Origin of the sequence: Duganella aquatilis (genome assembly GCF_009674565.1) — a bacterium.
Classification (GTDB): domain Bacteria; phylum Pseudomonadota; class Gammaproteobacteria; order Burkholderiales; family Burkholderiaceae_D; genus Rugamonas; species Rugamonas aquatilis.
Genome location: NZ_WKJL01000006.1, coordinates 80533 through 99616, shown reverse-complemented (window position 1 = coordinate 99616; position 19084 = coordinate 80533). Strand labels below are relative to the sequence as shown.

15 protein-coding genes are annotated in these 19084 nt (G+C 63.2%); 11 read left to right on the top strand and 4 right to left on the bottom strand.

What is annotated here, in order from left to right; all coding sequences use genetic code 11:
• Positions 1-1251, bottom strand: a complete 1251-nt coding sequence (locus tag GJ698_RS11180; protein ID WP_154357699.1) for an Hsp70 family protein — start codon at positions 1249-1251, stop codon at positions 1-3.
• Positions 1252-1504: 253 nt separating this feature from the next.
• Here GJ698_RS11180 and GJ698_RS11175 point away from each other — a divergent pair, with 253 nt between their 5' ends.
• The 7 genes from GJ698_RS11175 (at position 1505) to GJ698_RS11145 (ending at position 10573) form a co-directional block, all read left to right on the top strand.
• Positions 1505-2587, top strand: coding sequence for a LacI family DNA-binding transcriptional regulator (locus tag GJ698_RS11175; RefSeq protein WP_371865243.1), 1083 nt, complete (start codon positions 1505-1507; stop codon positions 2585-2587).
• A 3-nt stretch (positions 2588-2590) separates the two neighbouring features.
• Entirely contained in the window at positions 2591-4765 is a 2175-nt protein-coding gene (locus tag GJ698_RS11170) for a 3'-5' exonuclease (protein ID WP_154357697.1), read from the top strand.
• Positions 4766-4888: 123 nt separating this feature from the next.
• Positions 4889-5416, top strand: a complete 528-nt coding sequence (locus GJ698_RS11165; protein ID WP_154357696.1) for an OmpA family protein — start codon at positions 4889-4891, stop codon at positions 5414-5416.
• A gap of 131 nt (positions 5417-5547) precedes the next feature.
• Positions 5548-6987 (top strand): catalase, encoded by a 1440-nt coding sequence (locus tag GJ698_RS11160; protein WP_154357695.1) that lies wholly within the window; start codon positions 5548-5550, stop codon positions 6985-6987.
• A 41-nt stretch (positions 6988-7028) separates the two neighbouring features.
• Positions 7029-7730 carry a hypothetical protein gene (locus tag GJ698_RS11155; protein WP_154357694.1) on the top strand — a complete coding sequence of 234 codons (702 nt, stop codon included), beginning with the start codon at positions 7029-7031 and terminating at the stop codon, positions 7728-7730.
• Positions 7727-10066, top strand: coding sequence for a hypothetical protein (locus GJ698_RS11150; RefSeq protein ID WP_154357693.1), 2340 nt, complete (start codon positions 7727-7729; stop codon positions 10064-10066). Before GJ698_RS11155 ends, GJ698_RS11150 begins: the two co-directional genes overlap by 4 nt.
• A 57-nt stretch (positions 10067-10123) precedes the next feature.
• Entirely contained in the window at positions 10124-10573 is a 450-nt protein-coding gene (locus GJ698_RS11145; RefSeq protein ID WP_154357692.1) for a DUF29 domain-containing protein, read from the top strand.
• On the opposite strand, the gene GJ698_RS11140 is transcribed toward GJ698_RS11145, so the two are convergent.
• On the bottom strand, positions 10480-11925 hold the full coding sequence (locus tag GJ698_RS11140; protein ID WP_154357691.1) for a SulP family inorganic anion transporter: 1446 nt from the start codon (positions 11923-11925) through the stop codon (positions 10480-10482). The genes GJ698_RS11145 and GJ698_RS11140 overlap by 94 nt on opposite strands.
• Positions 11926-12094: 169 nt before the next feature.
• On the opposite strand from GJ698_RS11140, the gene GJ698_RS11135 reads away from it, so the two are divergent.
• Complete coding sequence (locus GJ698_RS11135) at positions 12095-12322, top strand: hypothetical protein (protein WP_154357690.1); 228 nt, start codon at positions 12095-12097, stop codon at positions 12320-12322.
• Positions 12323-12331: 9 nt separating this feature from the next.
• Here the strand turns inward: GJ698_RS11135 and GJ698_RS11130 are convergent, their stop codons facing one another.
• Positions 12332-13081: a Crp/Fnr family transcriptional regulator gene (locus GJ698_RS11130; RefSeq protein WP_154357689.1), complete on the bottom strand. Its 750-nt coding sequence runs from the start codon at positions 13079-13081 to the stop codon at positions 12332-12334.
• Positions 13082-13292: 211 nt separating this feature from the next.
• Between GJ698_RS11130 and GJ698_RS11125 the strand changes: the two genes are divergently transcribed.
• On the top strand, positions 13293-14126 hold the full coding sequence (locus GJ698_RS11125; protein WP_154357688.1) for a transposase: 834 nt from the start codon (positions 13293-13295) through the stop codon (positions 14124-14126).
• Between the two features lie 42 nt (positions 14127-14168).
• On the opposite strand, the gene GJ698_RS11120 is transcribed toward GJ698_RS11125, so the two are convergent.
• Positions 14169-16247, bottom strand: a complete 2079-nt coding sequence (locus GJ698_RS11120) for a TonB-dependent receptor family protein (protein WP_154357687.1) — start codon at positions 16245-16247, stop codon at positions 14169-14171.
• A gap of 92 nt (positions 16248-16339) precedes the next feature.
• Between GJ698_RS11120 and GJ698_RS11115 the strand changes: the two genes are divergently transcribed.
• Both GJ698_RS11115 and GJ698_RS11110 read left to right on the top strand, forming a co-directional pair.
• Complete coding sequence (locus GJ698_RS11115) at positions 16340-16699, top strand: DUF2946 domain-containing protein (protein ID WP_154357686.1); 360 nt, start codon at positions 16340-16342, stop codon at positions 16697-16699.
• A gap of 66 nt (positions 16700-16765) precedes the next feature.
• Complete coding sequence (locus GJ698_RS11110) at positions 16766-19042, top strand: TonB-dependent receptor (protein ID WP_154357685.1); 2277 nt, start codon at positions 16766-16768, stop codon at positions 19040-19042.
• Positions 19043-19084: the final 42 nt, after the last annotated feature.

The window sequence follows — 19084 nt, the reverse complement described above, 5'->3', positions numbered from 1 at the left end:
TTATCCGAACTTTCTGACGGCATCCAGCGCCAGGCCGGCGCCGATGCTGCCGAACAGATCGCCTTCGACCTTGCGCGCGGCCGGCACCAGCGCACCGATGCGTTCGCGCAGCTTGCGCACGCCGCTGGAACCACCGGTGAAAAACACAGTGTCGACGTCTTCCGGCTTGACGCCGGCGTCGCGCAGCAGGTTCAGCACGGTCGACTCGACCGAGCCGACCAGGTGGTCGATGGCGCCGTCGAACTGGTCGCGGTTCAGTTCCAGCGTCACCGGCGGCGCCAGGCGGTCCAGTTCCAGCTGCACCTGGGCGGCGTCGGACAGGGCGATCTTGCCCTCTTCCGCCTTCATCGCCAGCCAGTGGCCGGCGCGCTCGTCGATCAGGCGCTGCAGGCGGCCCAGCTTTTCCTGCTCGGCCGAATCGCGGATCAGGTCGGACAGCTGGGTCCACATCTTCTTGGTGTAGACCTGGTTGATGGTGTGCCAGGTGGCCAGGTTGAAGAAATAGCTGGACGGCACTTCACTGTTGTTGCGCAGGCGGCTGCCATAGCCCAGCAGCGGCATGATGGACGACAGGCTCAGGTATTTATCGAAGTCGGTGCCGCCGATGTGGACGCCGCCGTTGGCCAGGATGTCGTCGCGCCGCTCGGCCTTTTTGGCGCGTTCGGGCGACAGGCGCACCAGCGAGAAGTCCGAGGTGCCGCCGCCGATGTCGGCGATCAGCACCAGCTCCTCGCGGTCGATCTGCGATTCGTAGTCGAACGCCGCGGCGATCGGCTCGAACTGGAAGGCGATGTCCTTGAAGCCCACCGAGCGCGCCACTTCGGCCAGCGTGGTTTCGGCCAGTTGGTCGTTTTCCTGGCTGTCGTCGATGAAGTGGACCGGACGGCCGAACACCGCCGACGAGAATTGGCGGCCGGCCGAACGCTCGGCGCGCTTCTTCAGCTCGCCGATGAACTGCGCCAGCAGCATGCGGAACGGCAGCGCGCGACCGCCGACCTCGGTCTGGCCGTCGATCAGGCTGGTGCCGAGCAAACTCTTCATCGAGCGCATCAAACGCCCTTCGTAGCCGGCCAGGTATTCGGCCAGCGCAGCGCGCCCATAGGTGACTTCATCGTCGTCCGCATTAAAGAAGACAACGGACGGCAGGGTGACCTTGCCATCCTCCAGTCCCAGCATCACCGGATGGCCGGGACGCACCCAGCCGACGGTGGAATTGGACGTGCCGAAATCGACGCCGCAAGCTATGGCCATCTTGCCCCTTCCTTAATCACATCAGTTCAGCTAAAGGGGCGATATGCTATCAGAAAAACCCCCTCAACAGGATAAATTGCGTCATAGCCACATGGGAGAAGATATTTCTTTGTAGAAATGCGATATTTATTGCCATCCGGTAAGTTTTTAATTATGCTCGTTTCACTGACAAAAATGCAAACAAAACGGCTTCAGTCCCAAACACCAGACGATGACCAAAACCAAGCTGACAGTTGAGCATTGCGCAACAGAAGTGAAATCCGTGATCGCCCGCGAGAACCGTCGCGTTACGTCCTATGACGTGGCGCTGGTGGCCGGCGTATCGCAATCGGCCGTGTCGCGCTGCTTCAAGCCGGGCGCCAGCGTGTCCAAGGCCACCTATGCGCTGGTGATGAAGGCCGCCGCCCTGCTCGACTATATCCCGAACGCCGCCGCGCGCAGCCTGATTACCCGCCGCTCCAACATGGTGGCGCTGATCATGACCAACCAGGCCAACCTGTATTACCCGGAACTGCTGGCCGAACTGAGCCAGCAATTCACCGCGCACGGCAAGCGCGTGCTGCTGTTCACGCTGCAGCGCGAGGCCGATGTCGACCGCGTGCTGGCCGATGTCTGGCAATTCCAGGTCGACGGCGTGGTCGCGGCCGCCCGCCTGACGCCGCAACATATCGCCGAATTCGAACGCCGGCGCATGCCGCTGGTGCTGTTCAACCGCACCCTGCGCGACGCCTCGGTCAACACCGTCACCTGCGATCACCTGGAGTCGGGCCGCATGCTGGCCTCGCGGCTGGCGGCGGCCGGCCATCGCCAGTTCGGCATCATCGCTGGCAGCGAGGACTACAGTGTGGCCAGCGAACGCCAGCGCGGCGCCTGCGAACGCCTCGCCGAACTGGGCCTGCCAACGCCGGTGGTGGTGCCCGGCGCCTACGATTACCGCAGCGGCGCGCTGGGGCTGAAAGCCATCATCGCCCAGCTGGGCAGCGTGCCGGACGCCGTCATCTGCGGCAGCGACGTCATGGCCATCGGCTGCCTGGACTGCGCGCGCCACGAGCTGGGACTGGACGTGCCGGGCCAGCTGTCGGTGGCCGGCTTCGACGCCGTCGAGCCGTCCAACTGGATCAGCTACAACCTGACCACGCTGCGCCAGCCGATGCCGAAAATGGCCGCCGCCGCCGCCGACCTGCTGTGCGCACGCATCGACCACCACGAAACCGACACCGAACGGCGCGTTTTCAACGCCCAGTTCATCGAAGGCGCCACCGCGCGCCTGACGCCGGCCGGCGCGCCGCCGGCGCTGACCGCTACCGGCCTGCGGCTGCCGGTCGCTATAATGTAGCGGATGAACCAGCCCAAACCGCCCAATTCTCCCCGTTTCACTCCGCAAGGCCTGATCCCCACCGCTGAACAGCACGCCATCCAGCTGGCGCAGAACAAGGTGGTGCTGGTCGACGCCAACGCCGGCGCCGCCAAGACCACCACGCTGGCGCTGCGCATCGGCGAAGCATTGGCGCGGCAACTGGCGCCGGAACAGATCCTGGCGCTGACCTTCACGCCGGAAGCGCGCGACGTGCTGCGCCGCCGGCTGGTGGAAGTGGGCGTGCCGCCAACGCTGGTGGAACGCGTGGCGGTGCTGAGTTTCGAGGATTTCTCGGCCTGGATGATGGACCTGGCCGACAACGACGATGTGCGCCAATGCCGCGACGTGCGCGCGCTGAAGGACTACGCATTGCAGGCGACGGACCGCACCGGCGAGCGCTACGCCGGCAGCGTCGACGGCCTGGAGCTGCACACCCACAGCCTGGCGTTGAGCCAGTTCCTCGACGTCCAGCTGGGCCTGAAAGCCACCATGGCGCTCGACAGCGACGTCGAATTCATGGGCCACGACGAGGCCGCCGAGCAGCTGGGCATCACGCTGACCGACTATCTGGTCACGCTGGAATACGAGGCCATGCGGCTGGACGGCGGCGCCGGCGCGGTGTTCCGCGGCCCGTTCGACGCCACCTACGACCTGGCCTGCAACCTGCACGCCGGCGCGCGCCTGGCCGAGCAGTTCCCGGACTACCGGCTGGTGCTGTGCGACGAGCTGCACGACCTGAACGAAGCGGCCTTCCGCATCCTGGAAGCGCTGATCGACCGGCCGCAGTGCTTCTTTGTCGGCGCCGGCGACAAGGACCAGGTGATCCACGCCAAGCTGGGCGCCAGCGAGGAATACCTGAACCGCCGCTTCGCCGAACGCTTTCCCCGGCTGGTGCGCTATCCGCTGACGCAGACCTGGCGCCACGGTCCGCACCTGGCCTACGCCATGGCCGAGTTGAAGCACAAGCCCGTGGAATCAGGCCTACCGCTGCGCACCGAGATCCTGCACGCCCACTACGACAGCGCCGCCGATTGCGCCCAGCGCGTTGTCGCCGCCGTGCGCCAGTGGAAGGCCGACGGCCATGCCTACGACGGCTGCGCCATCCTGATCCGCGACCGCCACCAGTCGATGGCCATTGAAAACGCGCTGATCGAAGCCGATATCGACTACCGCACGCCGCCGATGGCCGGCTACCTGCAACGCGATGAAATCCTGTTCCTGCGCGGGCTGCTGGCCATTGCGCTGCGCGATTTCGCCGCCGTCAAGTCGGAGCAGGTGCGCGTCGCCATCGTCGATGCACTGGTGGCGTTCAGCGAAATGAAGTTCTCCACGCGCAGCATGGACAACTTCAAGCAGCAGATCCTGAAGAGTCCCGACCTGCTGGGCGAACTGTTCATGATCGAGGACGAGCGCCGCGACGGCGTCGAGCCGGGCTACCGCGACGTCGCCAGCCAGGCCACCAAGCGCGCCGTGATCGATGCGCTGGCGTGGCTGGCGACCGTCGATGCCGACGCGCCGGCCGCCGCCGTGCTGACCGAATTGTGCGAGCGCGTCAAGCTGGCCGCCACCGCGCGCCGCATCTTCGTGCGCGCCTACGACGCCAGCGTCATCACGCGGTCGATCGCCAGCCTGCTCGAATCGGCGGCCGCCTCCGGCCAGAGCCTGCGCGAATTCTGGAGCGCGGTGAACGCACGCGAAGCCTTCATCCGCCGCAAGCGCGACCGCAAGTCGGTGCTGATTGAATGTGCAGCCAATGCCAAGGGCAAGGAGTTCGACCACGTCATCCTCCCCTTTCTGGAGGAGGGCGAATTCCCCCACCCGGCCCATCCCAGAAGGGAGGAGGAAAACCTGTTCTATGTGGCGGCGACACGCGCCCGTGCGCGCCTCACATTGATGTCGCCGGCCGACGCCGGCGCGCGCAGCAGCTTCATCGCGCAGATGCGACTGCCTAAATCTTCAGCAGCTGCCGAGGGTGCGCTAGAGCGAAACCAGAGGGCGCCAGCCCCTGCGCCGGCCTCGCGCCACTACCTGACGGCCAGTTTCCACGACAAGGACGAGGTCAAGGCGCTGGGCGCAAAATTCGACATCGCGCGGCGCGCCTGGTATGTCGAAAGCGGGACCGATCTCACGCCATTTTTAACTTGGATGAAAAAATAATGCAAGGGACCAATATTTCCAAGGGAAACCCTTATATAATACCGGTCGCGGGCTGCGGAACAGCCTCACACCTAGCGTGTACACACCATGTCCCCCAAACAAAATCAATTCGGGAGTATTTCGATGAAAGCTAAAACCAATATCCTGCTGGCAGCCTGCACCATCGCTCTGTTGAGCGCTTGCTCGACCCCAGCACCAGCCCCTGCACCAGCACCGGCGCCAGCACCAGTTGCTGCGCCAGCACCAGCACCAGTGGCCGCACCAGTGCCAGCACCAGTTGCCGCACCGCTGCCAGCCTACCTGGACCCAAACAGCTCGATCTACAAAAACCGTAGCGTCTACTTCGACTTCGACAAGTACACCGTCAAGCCAGAATTCGATGCACTGGTTGCTGATCACGCCAAATTCCTGGCCGCCAACCCGAACGTGGCGATCAAAGTCGAAGGCAACACCGATGACCGCGGCGGCGCAGAATACAATCTGGCCCTGGGTCAGAAGCGCGCTCAAGCCCTGATCACCGCCCTGAAAGTCCAAGGCGTGAAAGAAGGTCAAATGGAAGCCGTCAGCTACGGTAAAGAAAAATCGACCGGCACCGACGACGCAGCACGCGCCCACGACCGTCGCGACGACATCATCTACCCAAGCAAGTAATTCAGCTTGATCAAGCGCCCGGCACTGCCGGGCGTTTTTCATTGTGACTCTCTCTTTTGAGAGCGGCGAAAAGCAGTTGTAGTCGTTATGCTGGAAGTTTCCATTCATCCCATTCAGGCGAAGGAAGTTTCATGAAGAACCTCACTACTGCGGCCGGCGCTCCGGTCGTCGACAATCAAAACACCCAGACCGCCGGTCCGCGCGGCCCGGTCCTGCTGCAGGACGTATGGCACCTGGAAAAGCTGGCGCACTTCGCGCGCGAAGTCATCCCTGAGCGCCGCATGCACGCCAAAGGCTCGGGCGCCTTCGGCACATTCACCGTCACCCATGACATCTCCAAGTACACGCGCGCCGCGCTGTTCTCGGAAGTCGGCAAGAAAACCGATATCTTCATGCGCTTTTCGACCGTTGCCGGCGAACGCGGCGCCGCCGATGCGGAACGCGATATCCGCGGCTTCGCCGTCAAGTTCTACACCGAACAAGGCAACTGGGACGTGGTCGGCAACAACACGCCGGTGTTCTTCTTCCGCGATCCGCTGAAATTCCCGGACCTGAACCACGTGGTCAAGCGCGATCCGAAGACCAATCTGCGCAGCGCCGAAAACAACTGGGACTTCTGGACCCTGCTGCCGGAAGCCCTGCACCAGGTCACCATCGTCATGAGCGATCGCGGTATTCCGAAAGGCTACCGCCACATGCACGGTTTCGGCAGCCACACCTACAGCTTTATCAGCCCGGCCAATGAACGCTTCTGGGTCAAGTTCCACTTCGTCTGCCAGCAAGGCATCGAGAACTTCAGCGACGCGGAAGCCGCGGCGCTGGTCGGCGTCGACCGCGAAAGCTCGCAGCGCGACCTGTACGACGCCATCGAGAACAAGGACTTCCCGCGCTGGAAACTGGCGGTGCAGATCATGCCGGAAGCCGATGCGTCGAAAGTGCCGTATCACCCGTTCGACCTGACCAAGGTCTGGCCGAAAGGCGACTACCCGCTGATCGACGTCGGCGTGCTGGAACTGAACCGCAATGCCGAAAACTACTTCGCGGACGTGGAGCAGTCGGCCTTCTCGCCGGCCAACGTGGTGCCGGGCGTGAGCTTCTCGCCCGACAAGATGCTGCAATCGCGCCTGTTCTCATATGGCGACGCGGCGCGCTACCGCCTGGGCGTGAACCATCATCAGATTCCGGTGAATGCGCCGAAATGCCCGTTCCACAGCTACCACCGCGACGGCGCCATGCGCATTACGCCGAACGGCGGCGAGCACACGCCATATGAGCCGAACAGCCGCGGCGAGTGGCAGGAAAGCCCGCAGTTCAAGGAACCGCCGCTGTCGCTGGAAGGCGCGGCCGATCACTGGAATCATCGCGTCGACACCGACTACTACTCGCAGCCGGGCAACCTGTTCCGCCTGCTGACCGCCGAGAAGAAGCAGCTGCTGTTCGAGAACACGGCGCGCGCGATTCATGGCGTATCCAAGCCGGTGCAGGAACGTCACATCTACAACTGCACCCAGGCCGATCCGGCCTACGGCGCGGGCGTGGCCGCCGCCATCGCGGCACTCGAAGGCAAATAAAGCCGGTACAATGAGGCGGCCCTCAACCGCCTCATTTGCCGATGCCTGTAATCTTCCTGATTCTTGCGCTGTTCGTTTCCGCTGCCGGCAATGCGGCTGATGCGCAGCGCATCGCATGGTTGTGGGACGGCGCCGCGTTGCCGGCGTGGTCGCAACCGGAAGCCGCAGTCCTCCAGCGTCATATTCTCCTGAGCGGCGACACCGCCCTCACCCGCCCGCGTGCACGCTGGCCGAACGCGTCGCGCAGCACGCCCGTCGTCCACGTGGAAGTCAGCAGCGTCAATCCGCCTGTCGATATCGAAAGCCGGCGGGCCATGATCGTGCGCGCGATGCACGAAGCGGCCGACGCCAGCACCTCCGGCTGGGTGCAGCTGGACATGGAAGCGAAACCGTCGCAGCGCGTGTTCTATCGCTCGCTGGTGCGCCAGCTGCGCGACGAGCTGCCGCCGCAGATCAAGCTAAGTGTGACCGCGCTGGCCTGGTGGTGCCGTTCGCCCGCCTGGCTGGACGATCTTGGCGCCGACGAAGTGGTGCCAATGTTCTTCCGCATGGGGAAAGACAGCGCGCGCCTGCGTGACATCATCCAGCATTCGCCGTCCACGCTGCACGCCAGTTGTCGCAACGTGGCAGGCTTTTCGCCGCAAGAAGCGTTTCCGTCCGAGGTGACGGCGCGCTATCCTAAAACCTACTGGTTCGACCGCTACGCGTGGAAGCGTGGCACGGACATTGAGAGCACTCCATGACACGTTCCCTTCGAATCGGCGCGTTGGCTGCCGCGCTGCTTGCCATCGCCAACGCGGGCGCCAGCGGCGATGTGCCGTACGACCGTTACGCCGGCCGCTACGCGCCGGACATCGCGCTGGAGCGCTATCAGGCAGGCCAGCTGGGTGTCGTGCTGCCGACATATGCACGCATGTATCTCTACACCGCATGGCGCGACGTGATGCTGGGCGCGCGCGACCTGAAAGCCTCGCCCGGCATTGAAAGCGGCCTGACCGTATCGGTGCACGGCCGGCCCGGCGGCTATGGCGACTGGCGCCAGAACGCGCCGGATGATGTCTACGCCGGCTGGCGCAAGGCGGTGAGCGCCGCAGCGAAACGCGAGCTGCTGCCGCCGGCGGACAAGGACAATGTCGCCACCACCTATCGCGCCTGCCCGGACAGCAGCTACGCCTTCGCGGCGCAGACGCTGACCGATCTCGCCAGGCGCAGCGACGCCACGCCGGCACGGCTGGAAGCGTGGATCGCCACCCAGCGGCAGGTGTTCCGCATTTGCGGCGACGATCCCGAAGTGCGCCGTCCCGGCTACGGCCAACCCAAGCTGGCGGCGGCGCAGCCGGTGGCGCTGCCGGCATCCGAAGCGCTGTACTGGCGCCAGATGCAGGAGTATCAGCTGGCGTCGGCCGCTTTTTATGCCGAAGATTACGCTGCCAGCGGCAAGCTGTTTGCCCGCATCGGCGCGACCGACAAGCATCCGCTGCGCCATTGGGGCGCATATCTGAGCCTGCGCTCGCAGGCGCGTGCGGCGAGCTATGTTCCGCCATCGGTGTCCCAGGAGGAGCGCTGGAAACAGCGGCAGGCGATCGCGCAGGAAGGCCCGCAGGCCGCCGCCGCGCGCCAGGCAGCGCAACAGAAGAAAGTGGACGCCATCCAGGAAACCATCAATGGCATTCTGGCGGATGCATCGCTGAAGGATCTGCATGAAGACGCCCGCGCCATCGGCCGCAGCATGCGCGCTGAACTGACGCCCAATACGCGCTTCGCTGAACTGAGCAAGGCGCTGGACGACCCGCGCGCCGATCCATACATCGACGACCAGCTGGGTGACTGGCGCCTGCTGGCAAACCAGCTGCTGCCCGTGCCCGCGCTGCGCAAATCGGCAGGCTTCATCGACTGGATACAAACCATTCAGCAGTGCTACGGCTACAAACCGGAATACACCTGCGCGCAAGAGCACGAACACGCGCTGGAACAATGGCGGCGCTACGCCAAGGACAGCAACAAGCCGCAAGCGCGCGTGTGGCTGATGGCCGCCGCCATGGGCGGCGACACGATGCCAGCGGACCTGGAGCAAGCCAGCCTGCAGGTCGCTGCCGACGCGCCGGAATACCTCACCGTGCGCTATGCGCTGGCGCGTCACTATCGCACCAGCAAGCAGGCCGACAAGGCGCGCGCGCTGGAAGACGCGGTAATGGCAAGTCCGCAACTGGCCGCTACCGCATCGTCCAGCGCGCGCAATCTGTTCCGCCAGGAGCGCCTTGCCATCGTTGTCACGCCTGCGGAAGCCGTGCCATACCTGCTGCGCACACCGACCGAATCGCGCGATGCCGACAGCGGCGAAAAAGCCTCCGCCAAGCCAACCGGAGAAGAACTGGCTTCCGACGGTCAGCGCTGGCTGAACAGCGGCCTGGCGACCGCCGACCTGTACGCGCTGAGCGCCGACAAGCGTCTGCCGGCCGCGCTGCGCGCGCGTATCGCCATCGCCGCATGGATGCGCTTCGACTTGCTGGGACAGGAGCCGCAAGCCATCGCCGCCGCGCAGCGCATCGAACAAAGCGTGCCGGCGCTGGCTGCCGACATGCGCAAATATCAGACATCCAACACGCAGGAACGCCGCCATCTGATGCTGCTCAGCGCCATGAAATGGCAACTGGCGCCAACGCTCACCTGGTACAACGCCACGCGCGACGAATTCGCGCAAGCGAATCCGGACGATGTCACGGCCAGCATGTGGTGCAAGCTGCCGGCCAAGCCAGGCGTCACGGTGGACGAAGACACCAGCATCGAGCTCGCCCCGCCAGCGCCGGAGACCGGCAACGCCGTGGTCCGCGACAAGGAACTGGCGCAGCTGGGCGCCTTAAAAACCGCCACCGGCTTCGTCGGCGACCACGTGCTGCGGCGCGTGACGGCGGCGCCGAGGGATCCCGATCTGCCATGGCTGCTGTACGTGGTGGTGCAATCCACGCGCGGCGGCTGTCTCGATGCGGATGCCAAGGCGTTGTCGAAGAACGCCTTCACCGTGCTGGGCAAACGCTACGGCAACACCGAGTGGAGCCGCAAGACGCCTTACTACTATTGATCCGTCTCAAACGCGGGGCATGGCGCCGGCCTAAGCTAAGATTTTTGGAGGCGCATCATGCAAACACTGGCCCAGCCCCGCGCTATTTCATGCTACGACAACGATTGGGTACTGTGGATAGACGCGCAGGTCCGCTTACTGTCGGAAAGAAGGCTCTCGGACCTGGACATCGAGAACCTGGTCGAGGAGCTCGACGGCATGAAAAAACAAGAACTACGCACACTGAAAAACAGGCTGAGAGTTCTCATCATGCACCTGTTGAAGTGCCAATTTCAGAAGTCCTATCCGCAGAATAAATGGCACTCCACGCTGATCGAACAGCGCTTGCGCATTCACGCTCTGCTCGACAGCAGCCCCAGTCTGCGCCGCAGGCTGGAAGAGTTCGCGCAATCAAACTACCCTCGACCACGACTTCACACCGTGACCGCGACGCCCGAGCGTTGCAGCAGCGCTTCACAGCGCTTGGACAGGTGCAGCACCCGCAGCGTTTTGCCCGCCTTGGCATAGCGCTCGCTCAGCGCAGCCACCGCCACCACCGCCGAGTGATCGACCAGGCGCAGGTAACGGCAATCCAGCACCACCTGCTGCGGATCGTCCTGCAAGTCGAACAATTCATTGAAATGTGCCACCGATGCGAAGAACAGCGTGCCATGCGGCGTATAGGTTTTGACGCCGGCGCCCTGCTCCACGTCGGCACGGATATCGCGCGCATGACGCCAAGCGAAACTCAACGCCGCAATCACAATCCCGCACAATACCGCCGTGGCCAGATCGGTCGCCACGGTAATCGCCGTCACCGCCACAATCAGCAGCGCATCATGACGCGGCACCTTGCCCAGCACCTGCAAGGAACTCCAGGCAAAAGTCTGCTGCGCCACCACGAACATCACCCCCACAAGCGCGGCCAGCGGAATGCGCTCGATCAGCGGCGATAAAAACAGTATAAACAATAAAATCATGATACCGCTGACCGCACCCGACACCCGCGTGCGGCCGCCGGAACTCAGGTTGATCATGGTCTGGCCGATCATCGCGCAGCCGCCCATGCCGCCGAACAGGCCGGACGCCACATTGGCCGCGCCCAGCGCCACGCACTCGCGATTCGGCAGGCCGCGCGTCTCGGTGATTTCATCGGTCAGGTTAAAGGTCAGCAGCGTTTCCAGCAGGCCGACCACCGCCATCAGCAGCGCATAAGGAAAGACGATGTGCAAGGTCTCCAGGTTCATCGGCACATCCGGCAGCGCGAACACCGGCAGGCCGCCGGCGATATGCGCCATGTCGCCCAGCGTGCGCACCGGCAGCGCCAGCGTCGCCGACAACACGCCCACGCCGACAATCGCCACCAGCGCCGGCGGCAGCGCCTTGGTCAGGCGCGGCAGCAGATAGACGATCAGCATGGTCAGCAGCACCAGGCCGCACATCCACACCAGCGAAGCCCCCTGCAACCAGGCGCCATCCGCCTTGAAGTGTTGCAATTGCGACCAGGCGATGACAATCGCCAAGCCATTGACGAATCCCAGCATTACCGGATGCGGCACCATCGTCACCAGTTTGCCGAGCCGCAGCACGCCAAACAACAGCATGATCAGGCCGCTCAACACCACCGTCGCCAGAAAATATTGCAGTCCGTGCTGGGCTACCAGCGCAACAATCACCACCGCCATCGACCCGGCGGCGCCGGAAATCATGCCAGGACGACCACCAAAAATGGCCGTGATCGTGCAAATGAAGAACGCACCATACAAACCGGTAAGCGGATTCAGATGCGCCACCAGCGCAAAAGCGATGCATTCGGGAACTAACGCGAAGGACGTGGTCAGACCCGCCAAGGCGTTTTTAGAAAAATTGGAAGACCACATGGGGGAATAAGCCGCAAAGAATCGATGCTAAATAGCAACAGCGGGTGTATTTTACACGTGCTGGGCTGTTTACTCATCGTCTTGGGTGAAGTGGCGCACATTCAGAATCGGGGCAAGACGGGCACAATGGCAACGCATCTCCGAATAACCCAGCCCGGTCAACTACGCCATGACTACCTTGATATCTGCCAGCTACGCCCTGCAACGCCAGAAAATCGCCGTGGAAAGAACGCTGTATGCGCGTTCGGCCGAAGAATCCCAGCTGGCGGCCCGCTGGGCCAGCGCCTGGCACAAGCTGGTGCAGCGCAAGCTGGATCAGGATCTGGCGGCCCGCATGCCTGCGCGGATGGATTTCGGCGGTTTCCTGATCGCTCCGCCGTCCCGCGTCCTGCACTAAATTCCTCTCTTACGCTGCGTAACGTGGCTGTGCCGGAGTCGCATTGATGATGCGGCCCTGGTAGCAGCTGCCTGCGCGGCGTTCCATCGCTTCACGGTCCAGTACGGTAACCAGGCCGCGACGGTAGATAATCAGTCCTTCCTGTGCCAGCTTGCCTGCCGCGCCCGTGATGCTTTCGCGACGCACGCCCAGCATGTTGGCGATCATTTCCTGGGTCACCTTCAGCTCGTTGGACAGGGAACGGTCCAGGCGTTCCAGCAGCCAGCGGCACAGCTTCTGCTCAATGCTGGTGTGACGGCTGCCGGCGACGCTTTGCGCCAGTTGGGCGAACATCATGCTGGTGTAGCGCATCAGTTGCTGGGCCAGAGGGCCGCCGGTGTAGAAGACTTCGCGCAGCATGGCGGTTTTCAGGCGGTAGCCGTAGCCGGCGGTCTGCACCACGGCGGCGTAGCTGGCGCGTTCAGTGGGATGCAATGCGACGCCGACGACGCCTTCACGGCCGACGACGGCGATTTCGGTGGTGGCGCCGTCTTCCATCACGTACTGCAGAGAAATAATGGCGTTGGTCGGGAAGTAGGTGTACTCGACGGCATCGCCATAATCGAACAGATGCTTACCTTCCGGCAACGTGACCAATTCCAGGCTGGCGAACAGGGCCAGCAGATCGTCGCGTGACAGCGCGCGCAGCAGGTCGTTCTGTTGAGCGCCGATCAGGCTGATTTGTGGCGCTGCAGCTGGAGTGGTGTGAAGTGCGTTCATGGTAAGCCTCGTAAGTGTCTGTCTGGTTGATGTAGACACTATATCGATCGGCCCACCCCGCCGGTATAGGAGCAACTTGTCGTCCTATGTAGGCTGCGAACATTGCAGAATGTCATCTTAGTCCTACGCACACTCCGGGGTCAGGTCCCTCATTTCTACACGGGCTGATCCATGCCAAGGCTTTCCGCGGCAGACAGGCTATTGTTGGGCGATGACCAGACCTCTTCGATTGGAATTCCCCGGTGCGCTGTACCACGTCACCAGCCGTGGCGACCGCAAGGCGCTCATCTATATGGATGACATCGATCGCTCAGTATGGCTGCAGACTTTGGGGGATGTCTGTGCGCAGTTCCGCTTCGCCATACATTCTTTCTGCCAGATGGGTAATCACTATCACCTGTTGGTGGAAACCTTGGATGGCAGGCTGGCGCTCGGGATGAGGCAACTTAACGGCGTTTATTCGCAGTATTTCAATCGTCGGCATAATCTGGCCGGCCATGTCTTCCAGGGACGCTACAAGGCGATTCTTGTCGATAGGGAAAGCTACCTGCTTGAACTGGCCCGTTACATCGTCCTCAACCCGGTACGCGCAAAGCTGGTTGCGGAGCCTGGGGATTGGCTGTGGAGCAGCTATAACCTGACTTTGGCGGAGGCGCCGCCGCCCGCCTGGCTGCACACGAATTGGTTGCTGTCGCGATTCGGCGATCGGAAGCAGAACGCCAAAGACGCCTATCGTCAATTTGTACTCGATGGCGTCGGTGTCGCAAGTCCTTTGACCAAAACATTCCAGCAAACAGTGCTGGGCAGCGAACAGTTCATCGCGCAACTCCAATCGGCAACCAGCGCGATCGCGCTAGCCGGCATCTCCCGCGCACAACGCAGTGCACTGGCGCCCACGCTCAACGAATGCCAGTTGATGTATCCCAATCGAGATGACGCGATGGCCTTCGCATACAGCACCCGTGCCTACACGCTGACGGAAATCGCCCACCACTTCGGCGTATCGCACGCAACGGCAAGCCGCGCCGCGAAAAAGCGTGGCTAACCGTTGAGCTCGTGTAGAAATGAGGGACCTGACCCCGGAGTTTTAGTAGGTGACGCGGAGTTGAACGTAGCCGGTGCGGGGCGCGCCGGCCATGCGACCGGCGTTGCCGTCGACGTTGCGGGTGTAGTAGCGCTTGTCGGCGATGTTGTTGACGCCGGCCGCCACTTCGTAGCCGCGCTGTTTCCACGAGACGTTGGCGTTCAGCAGGCGGAAGCCGGGAATCAGGCCGGCGGCGCCGTTGGCCGTCTCCGTCACCGTGTTGGCGGTGTCGGAGTATTGCTTGGTCTGGTGCGTGGTCGACAGGTTCGCGGTCCAGGCGCCGACGCGGTAGCGCGCACCGATGGTGTCGGTGGTCCGCGAGTAGAACGGCACGTCCAGCCCCGCGGTCGCGCCCGATTCCTGGATCGCCTTGGTGTAGGTGTAGTTGGCGTACACGTTCAGGCCCGCCAGCGCGCTGGCTTCGTCAAACGTGTAGTCGGCCGCCGTCTCGATGCCGTCGTGCTTGGTCGCGCCGATGTTCTGGAACGTCGCCGGCGTGATGCCCGGCACTTGCACGATCTGGTTGTCGAACTTGAGCTTGAAGGCGGTCACTTCGGCACTCACCGAACCGCTCTTCCAGCGCGCACCCAGTTCGGCCGTCTTGGCCAGTTCCGGCTTCAGCGGATTGGCCGGCGTCTGCGAATTCAACTGCGTGTTCTGCACCGGACCGAACGAGGTGGTGTAGTTGACGAACACGGTCAGCGCCGGATTCAGCAGGTAGGCGACATTCAGCGACGGCAGTGCCTTGGTGTTGTCGGTTTCAAAGGTGGATTTGGCGGCGACGTCGTTGCGCGTCGACGAGATCTGCTCGTAACGCACGCCCGGCGTGATGCGCCACGCACCCAGCGCGATGCGGTCGTCGATGTAGGCCGCGTGCGCGTCGGTGCTGTTGATGAAGCGGGTGATGGCGCCATTTACGCCGGTCGATACGGTCTGGATGTAGTTGTTGTCGTCGCCGCGCTCGCGCAGGTAGCGGTAGCCGACGGTCACGTCATGCAGCATGCCGCCGCCGTTGAAGCGTTGCGTGTAGCGCGGTTCAATGCCCAGCACTTCGTAGTTACGCGGCTGCCAGGTAATCTGCGTCTTGGCGGCGTTGATCAGCGCGCTCTGGCGGAAGCTTTCGTTGTAATACGCCTTGATCTCGAATTCCTGCGCAGCCGAGATGGTGTTCAGGTAGCCCACGTCCACGCCATGGCGGTCGCCGCTCCAGAAGTCGGTCGGACGGGTGTTCTGGAACGGGTCGGCGTTGTACTGCGCCACCGTCAGGCCACCCGGCGTGCGCGACAGCACGTCGTAGTAGGACACCTTGCCGTACACCTCGCTATGATTGTTCAGCGGGTAGCGGAACTTTAGCGCCACGTCGTTGACGCGCTCGTCGCTGCCCTTGCGCCATTCCGAACCTTCCATGCCCGAATACATCAGCGCCACGCCCAGGCCGTTGCTGGCGGTGCCGCCGACGAAGGCGCTGTACTGGCGGTTGCCATCGCCTTCGCTGAAGTGGTTGTAGCGCACGCTGGCGTCCCCGCTGATGCCCTCGCCTTCCGGAATCCCGCGGCTGCGGAAGTTGATGATGCCGCCGACGTTCTGCGGGCCGTAACGCACCGCGCCGCCGCCGCGCACCACGTCGATCGATTCAATATTGTTCAGGCTGACCGGCGCGAACGACAGCTGCGGCTGACCGTACGGCGCCACCGCCAGCGGGATACCGTCCAGCAGCACGGTCGAACGCGGCGAGTAGCGGCCGGTCAGACCGCGAATGCCGATGTTCAGCGAGATGGCGCTGCCGGCCGTGCCCGAGTTGTCGGTCGACTGCACGCCGGGAATGCGGCGCAGCACGTCACCGATGTTGGCCGCGCCGGTCTCGTCGATTTCTTCCTTGTTGACCACGGTACGTGCGCCGGCGAAGTTCTTCACGCTGTTTTGCAGGCCGGAGCCGAGCCAGCTGCCCGACACCTGGATCGATTCCATCGGCGCGTCTTCCGTCTGTTGGGCGTGCAGCGCGAACGGCGCCATCAGCAGGGACACCGCGGCGGCCAGGGCGGTCAGTTTGAAAGGCGCGACATTCAGTTGCAGTTCAGACATGTGAAGAATAGTTGTTGTGTGATAATAATTTGAATGATAACAGTTCTCATTAACAATTACCAGACTCGCAAGCTGTCAGTTATAATTTGCGGATGCTCTATTTCGTCAAACGCCAAACGCTGCACATCTGGATCGCCATGCTTGGCGTTCTGTTTGCCGCGCTGGCGCCGACGGTATCGCATGCCCTGGCTTCCACCACCACCGCCGCCCTGGCGGAAATGTGTACGGTGGACAGCGGCGCCAAGAAGGCGCCCACCAATATCATGCACGGCATGGAGCATTGCGCTTATTGCGTGATGCATGGCGGCGCGCCGGCCTTGCCGCCGTCGGCCCTGGGCGGTTTCGCCGTCATCGACGGCCATGACTTTTATCCACCGCTGTTCTACACCGCGCCGCAGCCGCTGCACACGTGGCGCGCCGCCAACCCTCGCGGACCTCCCGCCTTTTCCTGATCGTTAGTTCGTGCTCCGCCATCGTTGCGACGACGGCGGCTATCTATCCGTATCATCAGGAATACCATGAAAACCACCATGTCTCCCTTGGCATTGGCGCTGCTTGCCGCCTTTGCCACCCAGGTCCACGCCGATGAAGACGTGCCGCAGCATCAGCTGGGCACCGTCACCATTACCGGCAACCGCCCTACTTCGCTGCCGACGCAGATCCCGACCACCATCGAAGGCATCACGCGTGAAGAAATCGAGCGCGATATCAACGCCACCGATGCCGAAGACGCGCTGAAATACCTGCCCAGCCTTCTGGTTCGCAAGCGCTACATCGGCGACTACAATCACGCCGTGCTGTCCACGCGCGCTTCCGGCACCGGCAACAGCGCGCGCTCGATGGTCTATGCGGACGGCATCCTGCTGTCCAACTACCTCGGCAACGGCGCCACCTTCGCGCCGCGCTGGGGCATGGTCAGCCCGGAGGAAATCGAGCGTGTCGATGTGCTGTATGGCCCGTTCTCCGCAGCCTACGGCGGCAACTCAGTCGGCGCGGTAGTCGATTACGTCACGCGCATGCCGACCAGATTCGAGGCGCACGCCAAGCTGACGCTGACGCATCAGCCGTTTAAACTCTACGGCACCAACGACAATTACGACGGCAAGCAAGGCAGTTTCTCGCTTGGCGACCGCCAGGGCGCGTGGTCCTGGTGGCTGGCCCTGAGCCGCACCGACAGCGAAGGCCAGCCGCTGACCTTCCCGACGCGCGCGGTGTCCGCCGGCGCGGTCGGCAACGCCGGCACGCCGGTCACAGGCGCCGTCGCCGGCCTGGATCGCACCAACACGCCGTGGTATCTGTTCGGCGCCGCCACGCAGTACCACACGACGCAGGATCAGTTGAAGGCCAAGCTGGCCTATGACTTTTCGCCGACCATGCGCGCCACCTATACCTTCGGGCTGTGGCGCAACGATTCGGAAGGCCGCCCTTCCACTTATCTGCGCGATGCGGCGGGCCAGCCGGTCTACAGTGGCGTCGTCAACGTCAATGGACGCAGCTACACGCTGGCGCCGACCGATTTCAACCTGTCCAACGAAGACCTGCAGCACTATATGCACGGCCTGACCGTCAAGACCAACACCAAGGGCGTATTCGACTGGGAAGTCGCGGCCAGCCTGTATGACTACAACAAGGACCAGCTGCGCGCCGCCACTGTCGCCATGCCGGCCGCGTTGTCCGGTGGCGCCGGGCGACTGGTGAATCAGAGCGGCACCGGCTGGAACACCTTCGCCGCCAAGGGCGTATGGCGTCCGGACGTGGGGCACGTGGCGGAATTCGGCTATCAGCGCGAAGCCTACAAATTGAGCAGCACCGAGTCACCCACCACCGACTGGATCAATGGCGCGCCAGGTGGCGCCGCGACCTCCCGCTTCGCCGGCAGGACCGAAATCAACAGCCTGTACGCACAGGACACCTGGAAGTTCGCCCCGCAGTGGAAGACAGTACTGGGCGCGCGCTTCGAGCAATGGCACGCGCATGACGGTGTGACGGCCAATGCGCTCAAGGCCGTATCGCATGTCGAGCGTACCGAGAACTATGTGTCACCCAAGGCGGCGCTGGCCTACCAGGCCAGCGAGGACTGGGTGCTGAAAGCCTCGCTGGGCCGCGCGGTGCGCATGCCAACCGTATCGGAGCTGTACCAGGGCGGCGTCAACGCGGCCGGCCAGCTGACCAACAACGATCCGAACCTGAAGCCGGAAAAGTCCTGGACCACGGAGCTGAGTGGAGAACGCAAGCTGGCCACTGGCTACCTGCGTCTGACGGCATTCGGCGAACGCACCACGGACGCGCTGTATTCGCAGACCAATGTGCTGGTCACGCCCAACGTCACCAACATCCAGAACGTGGACCTGATCCGCACCAAGGGCCTGGAAGTTTCGTACGGCGCCAATGATGTGGGCCTGCGCGGACTGGATCTGAGCTCCAGCCTGACGTGGACCGACTCGAAGATCATCCGCAACGACAAGGCGCCGAGCAGTGTGGGCAAATGGCAGCCGCGCATTCCGGAATGGCGCGCCACCGGCGTGGCGACCTACACCGTCAACGACAAGCTGTCGGCGACGCTGGCGGCACGCTACAGCGGCAAGCAGTATTCGACGCTGGACAATTCGGATATCAACGGCTTTGCCTATCAAGGCGCCAGCAAATACTTCACCGCCGATGCGCGCGTGCGCTATCGCTTCAACGCGCAATGGAGCATGGCGGTGGGCATCGACAATCTCAATAACTACCAGTATTGGAACTTCCATCCTTATCCGCAACGTACCTACGTCGCTGAGCTGAAGTTCGATATCTAAGTCCACGGGCGCTGCCGGAATTTCGGCGGCGCCTCGTGCACA

What these genes read in the sequence shown, in the direction of transcription:
- GJ698_RS11180 (WP_154357699.1), bottom strand. Translation starts at nt 1,251, where the DNA reads ATGGCCATAGCTTGCGGCGTCGATTTCGGCACGTCCAATTCCACCGTC.
- GJ698_RS11125 (WP_154357688.1), top strand. Translation starts at nt 13,293, where the DNA reads ATGACCAGACCTCTTCGATTGGAATTCCCCGGTGCGCTGTACCACGTC.
- GJ698_RS11110 (WP_154357685.1), top strand. Translation starts at nt 16,766, where the DNA reads ATGAAAACCACCATGTCTCCCTTGGCATTGGCGCTGCTTGCCGCCTTT.
- GJ698_RS11115 (WP_154357686.1), top strand. Translation starts at nt 16,340, where the DNA reads ATGCTCTATTTCGTCAAACGCCAAACGCTGCACATCTGGATCGCCATG.
- GJ698_RS11150 (WP_154357693.1), top strand. Translation starts at nt 7,727, where the DNA reads ATGACACGTTCCCTTCGAATCGGCGCGTTGGCTGCCGCGCTGCTTGCC.
- GJ698_RS11120 (WP_154357687.1), bottom strand. Translation starts at nt 16,247, where the DNA reads ATGTCTGAACTGCAACTGAATGTCGCGCCTTTCAAACTGACCGCCCTG.
- GJ698_RS11135 (WP_154357690.1), top strand. Translation starts at nt 12,095, where the DNA reads ATGACTACCTTGATATCTGCCAGCTACGCCCTGCAACGCCAGAAAATC.
- GJ698_RS11140 (WP_154357691.1), bottom strand. Translation starts at nt 11,925, where the DNA reads ATGTGGTCTTCCAATTTTTCTAAAAACGCCTTGGCGGGTCTGACCACG.
- GJ698_RS11155 (WP_154357694.1), top strand. Translation starts at nt 7,029, where the DNA reads ATGCCTGTAATCTTCCTGATTCTTGCGCTGTTCGTTTCCGCTGCCGGC.
- GJ698_RS11145 (WP_154357692.1), top strand. Translation starts at nt 10,124, where the DNA reads ATGCAAACACTGGCCCAGCCCCGCGCTATTTCATGCTACGACAACGAT.
- GJ698_RS11160 (WP_154357695.1), top strand. Translation starts at nt 5,548, where the DNA reads ATGAAGAACCTCACTACTGCGGCCGGCGCTCCGGTCGTCGACAATCAA.
- GJ698_RS11165 (WP_154357696.1), top strand. Translation starts at nt 4,889, where the DNA reads ATGAAAGCTAAAACCAATATCCTGCTGGCAGCCTGCACCATCGCTCTG.
- GJ698_RS11130 (WP_154357689.1), bottom strand. Translation starts at nt 13,081, where the DNA reads ATGAACGCACTTCACACCACTCCAGCTGCAGCGCCACAAATCAGCCTG.
- GJ698_RS11170 (WP_154357697.1), top strand. Translation starts at nt 2,591, where the DNA reads ATGAACCAGCCCAAACCGCCCAATTCTCCCCGTTTCACTCCGCAAGGC.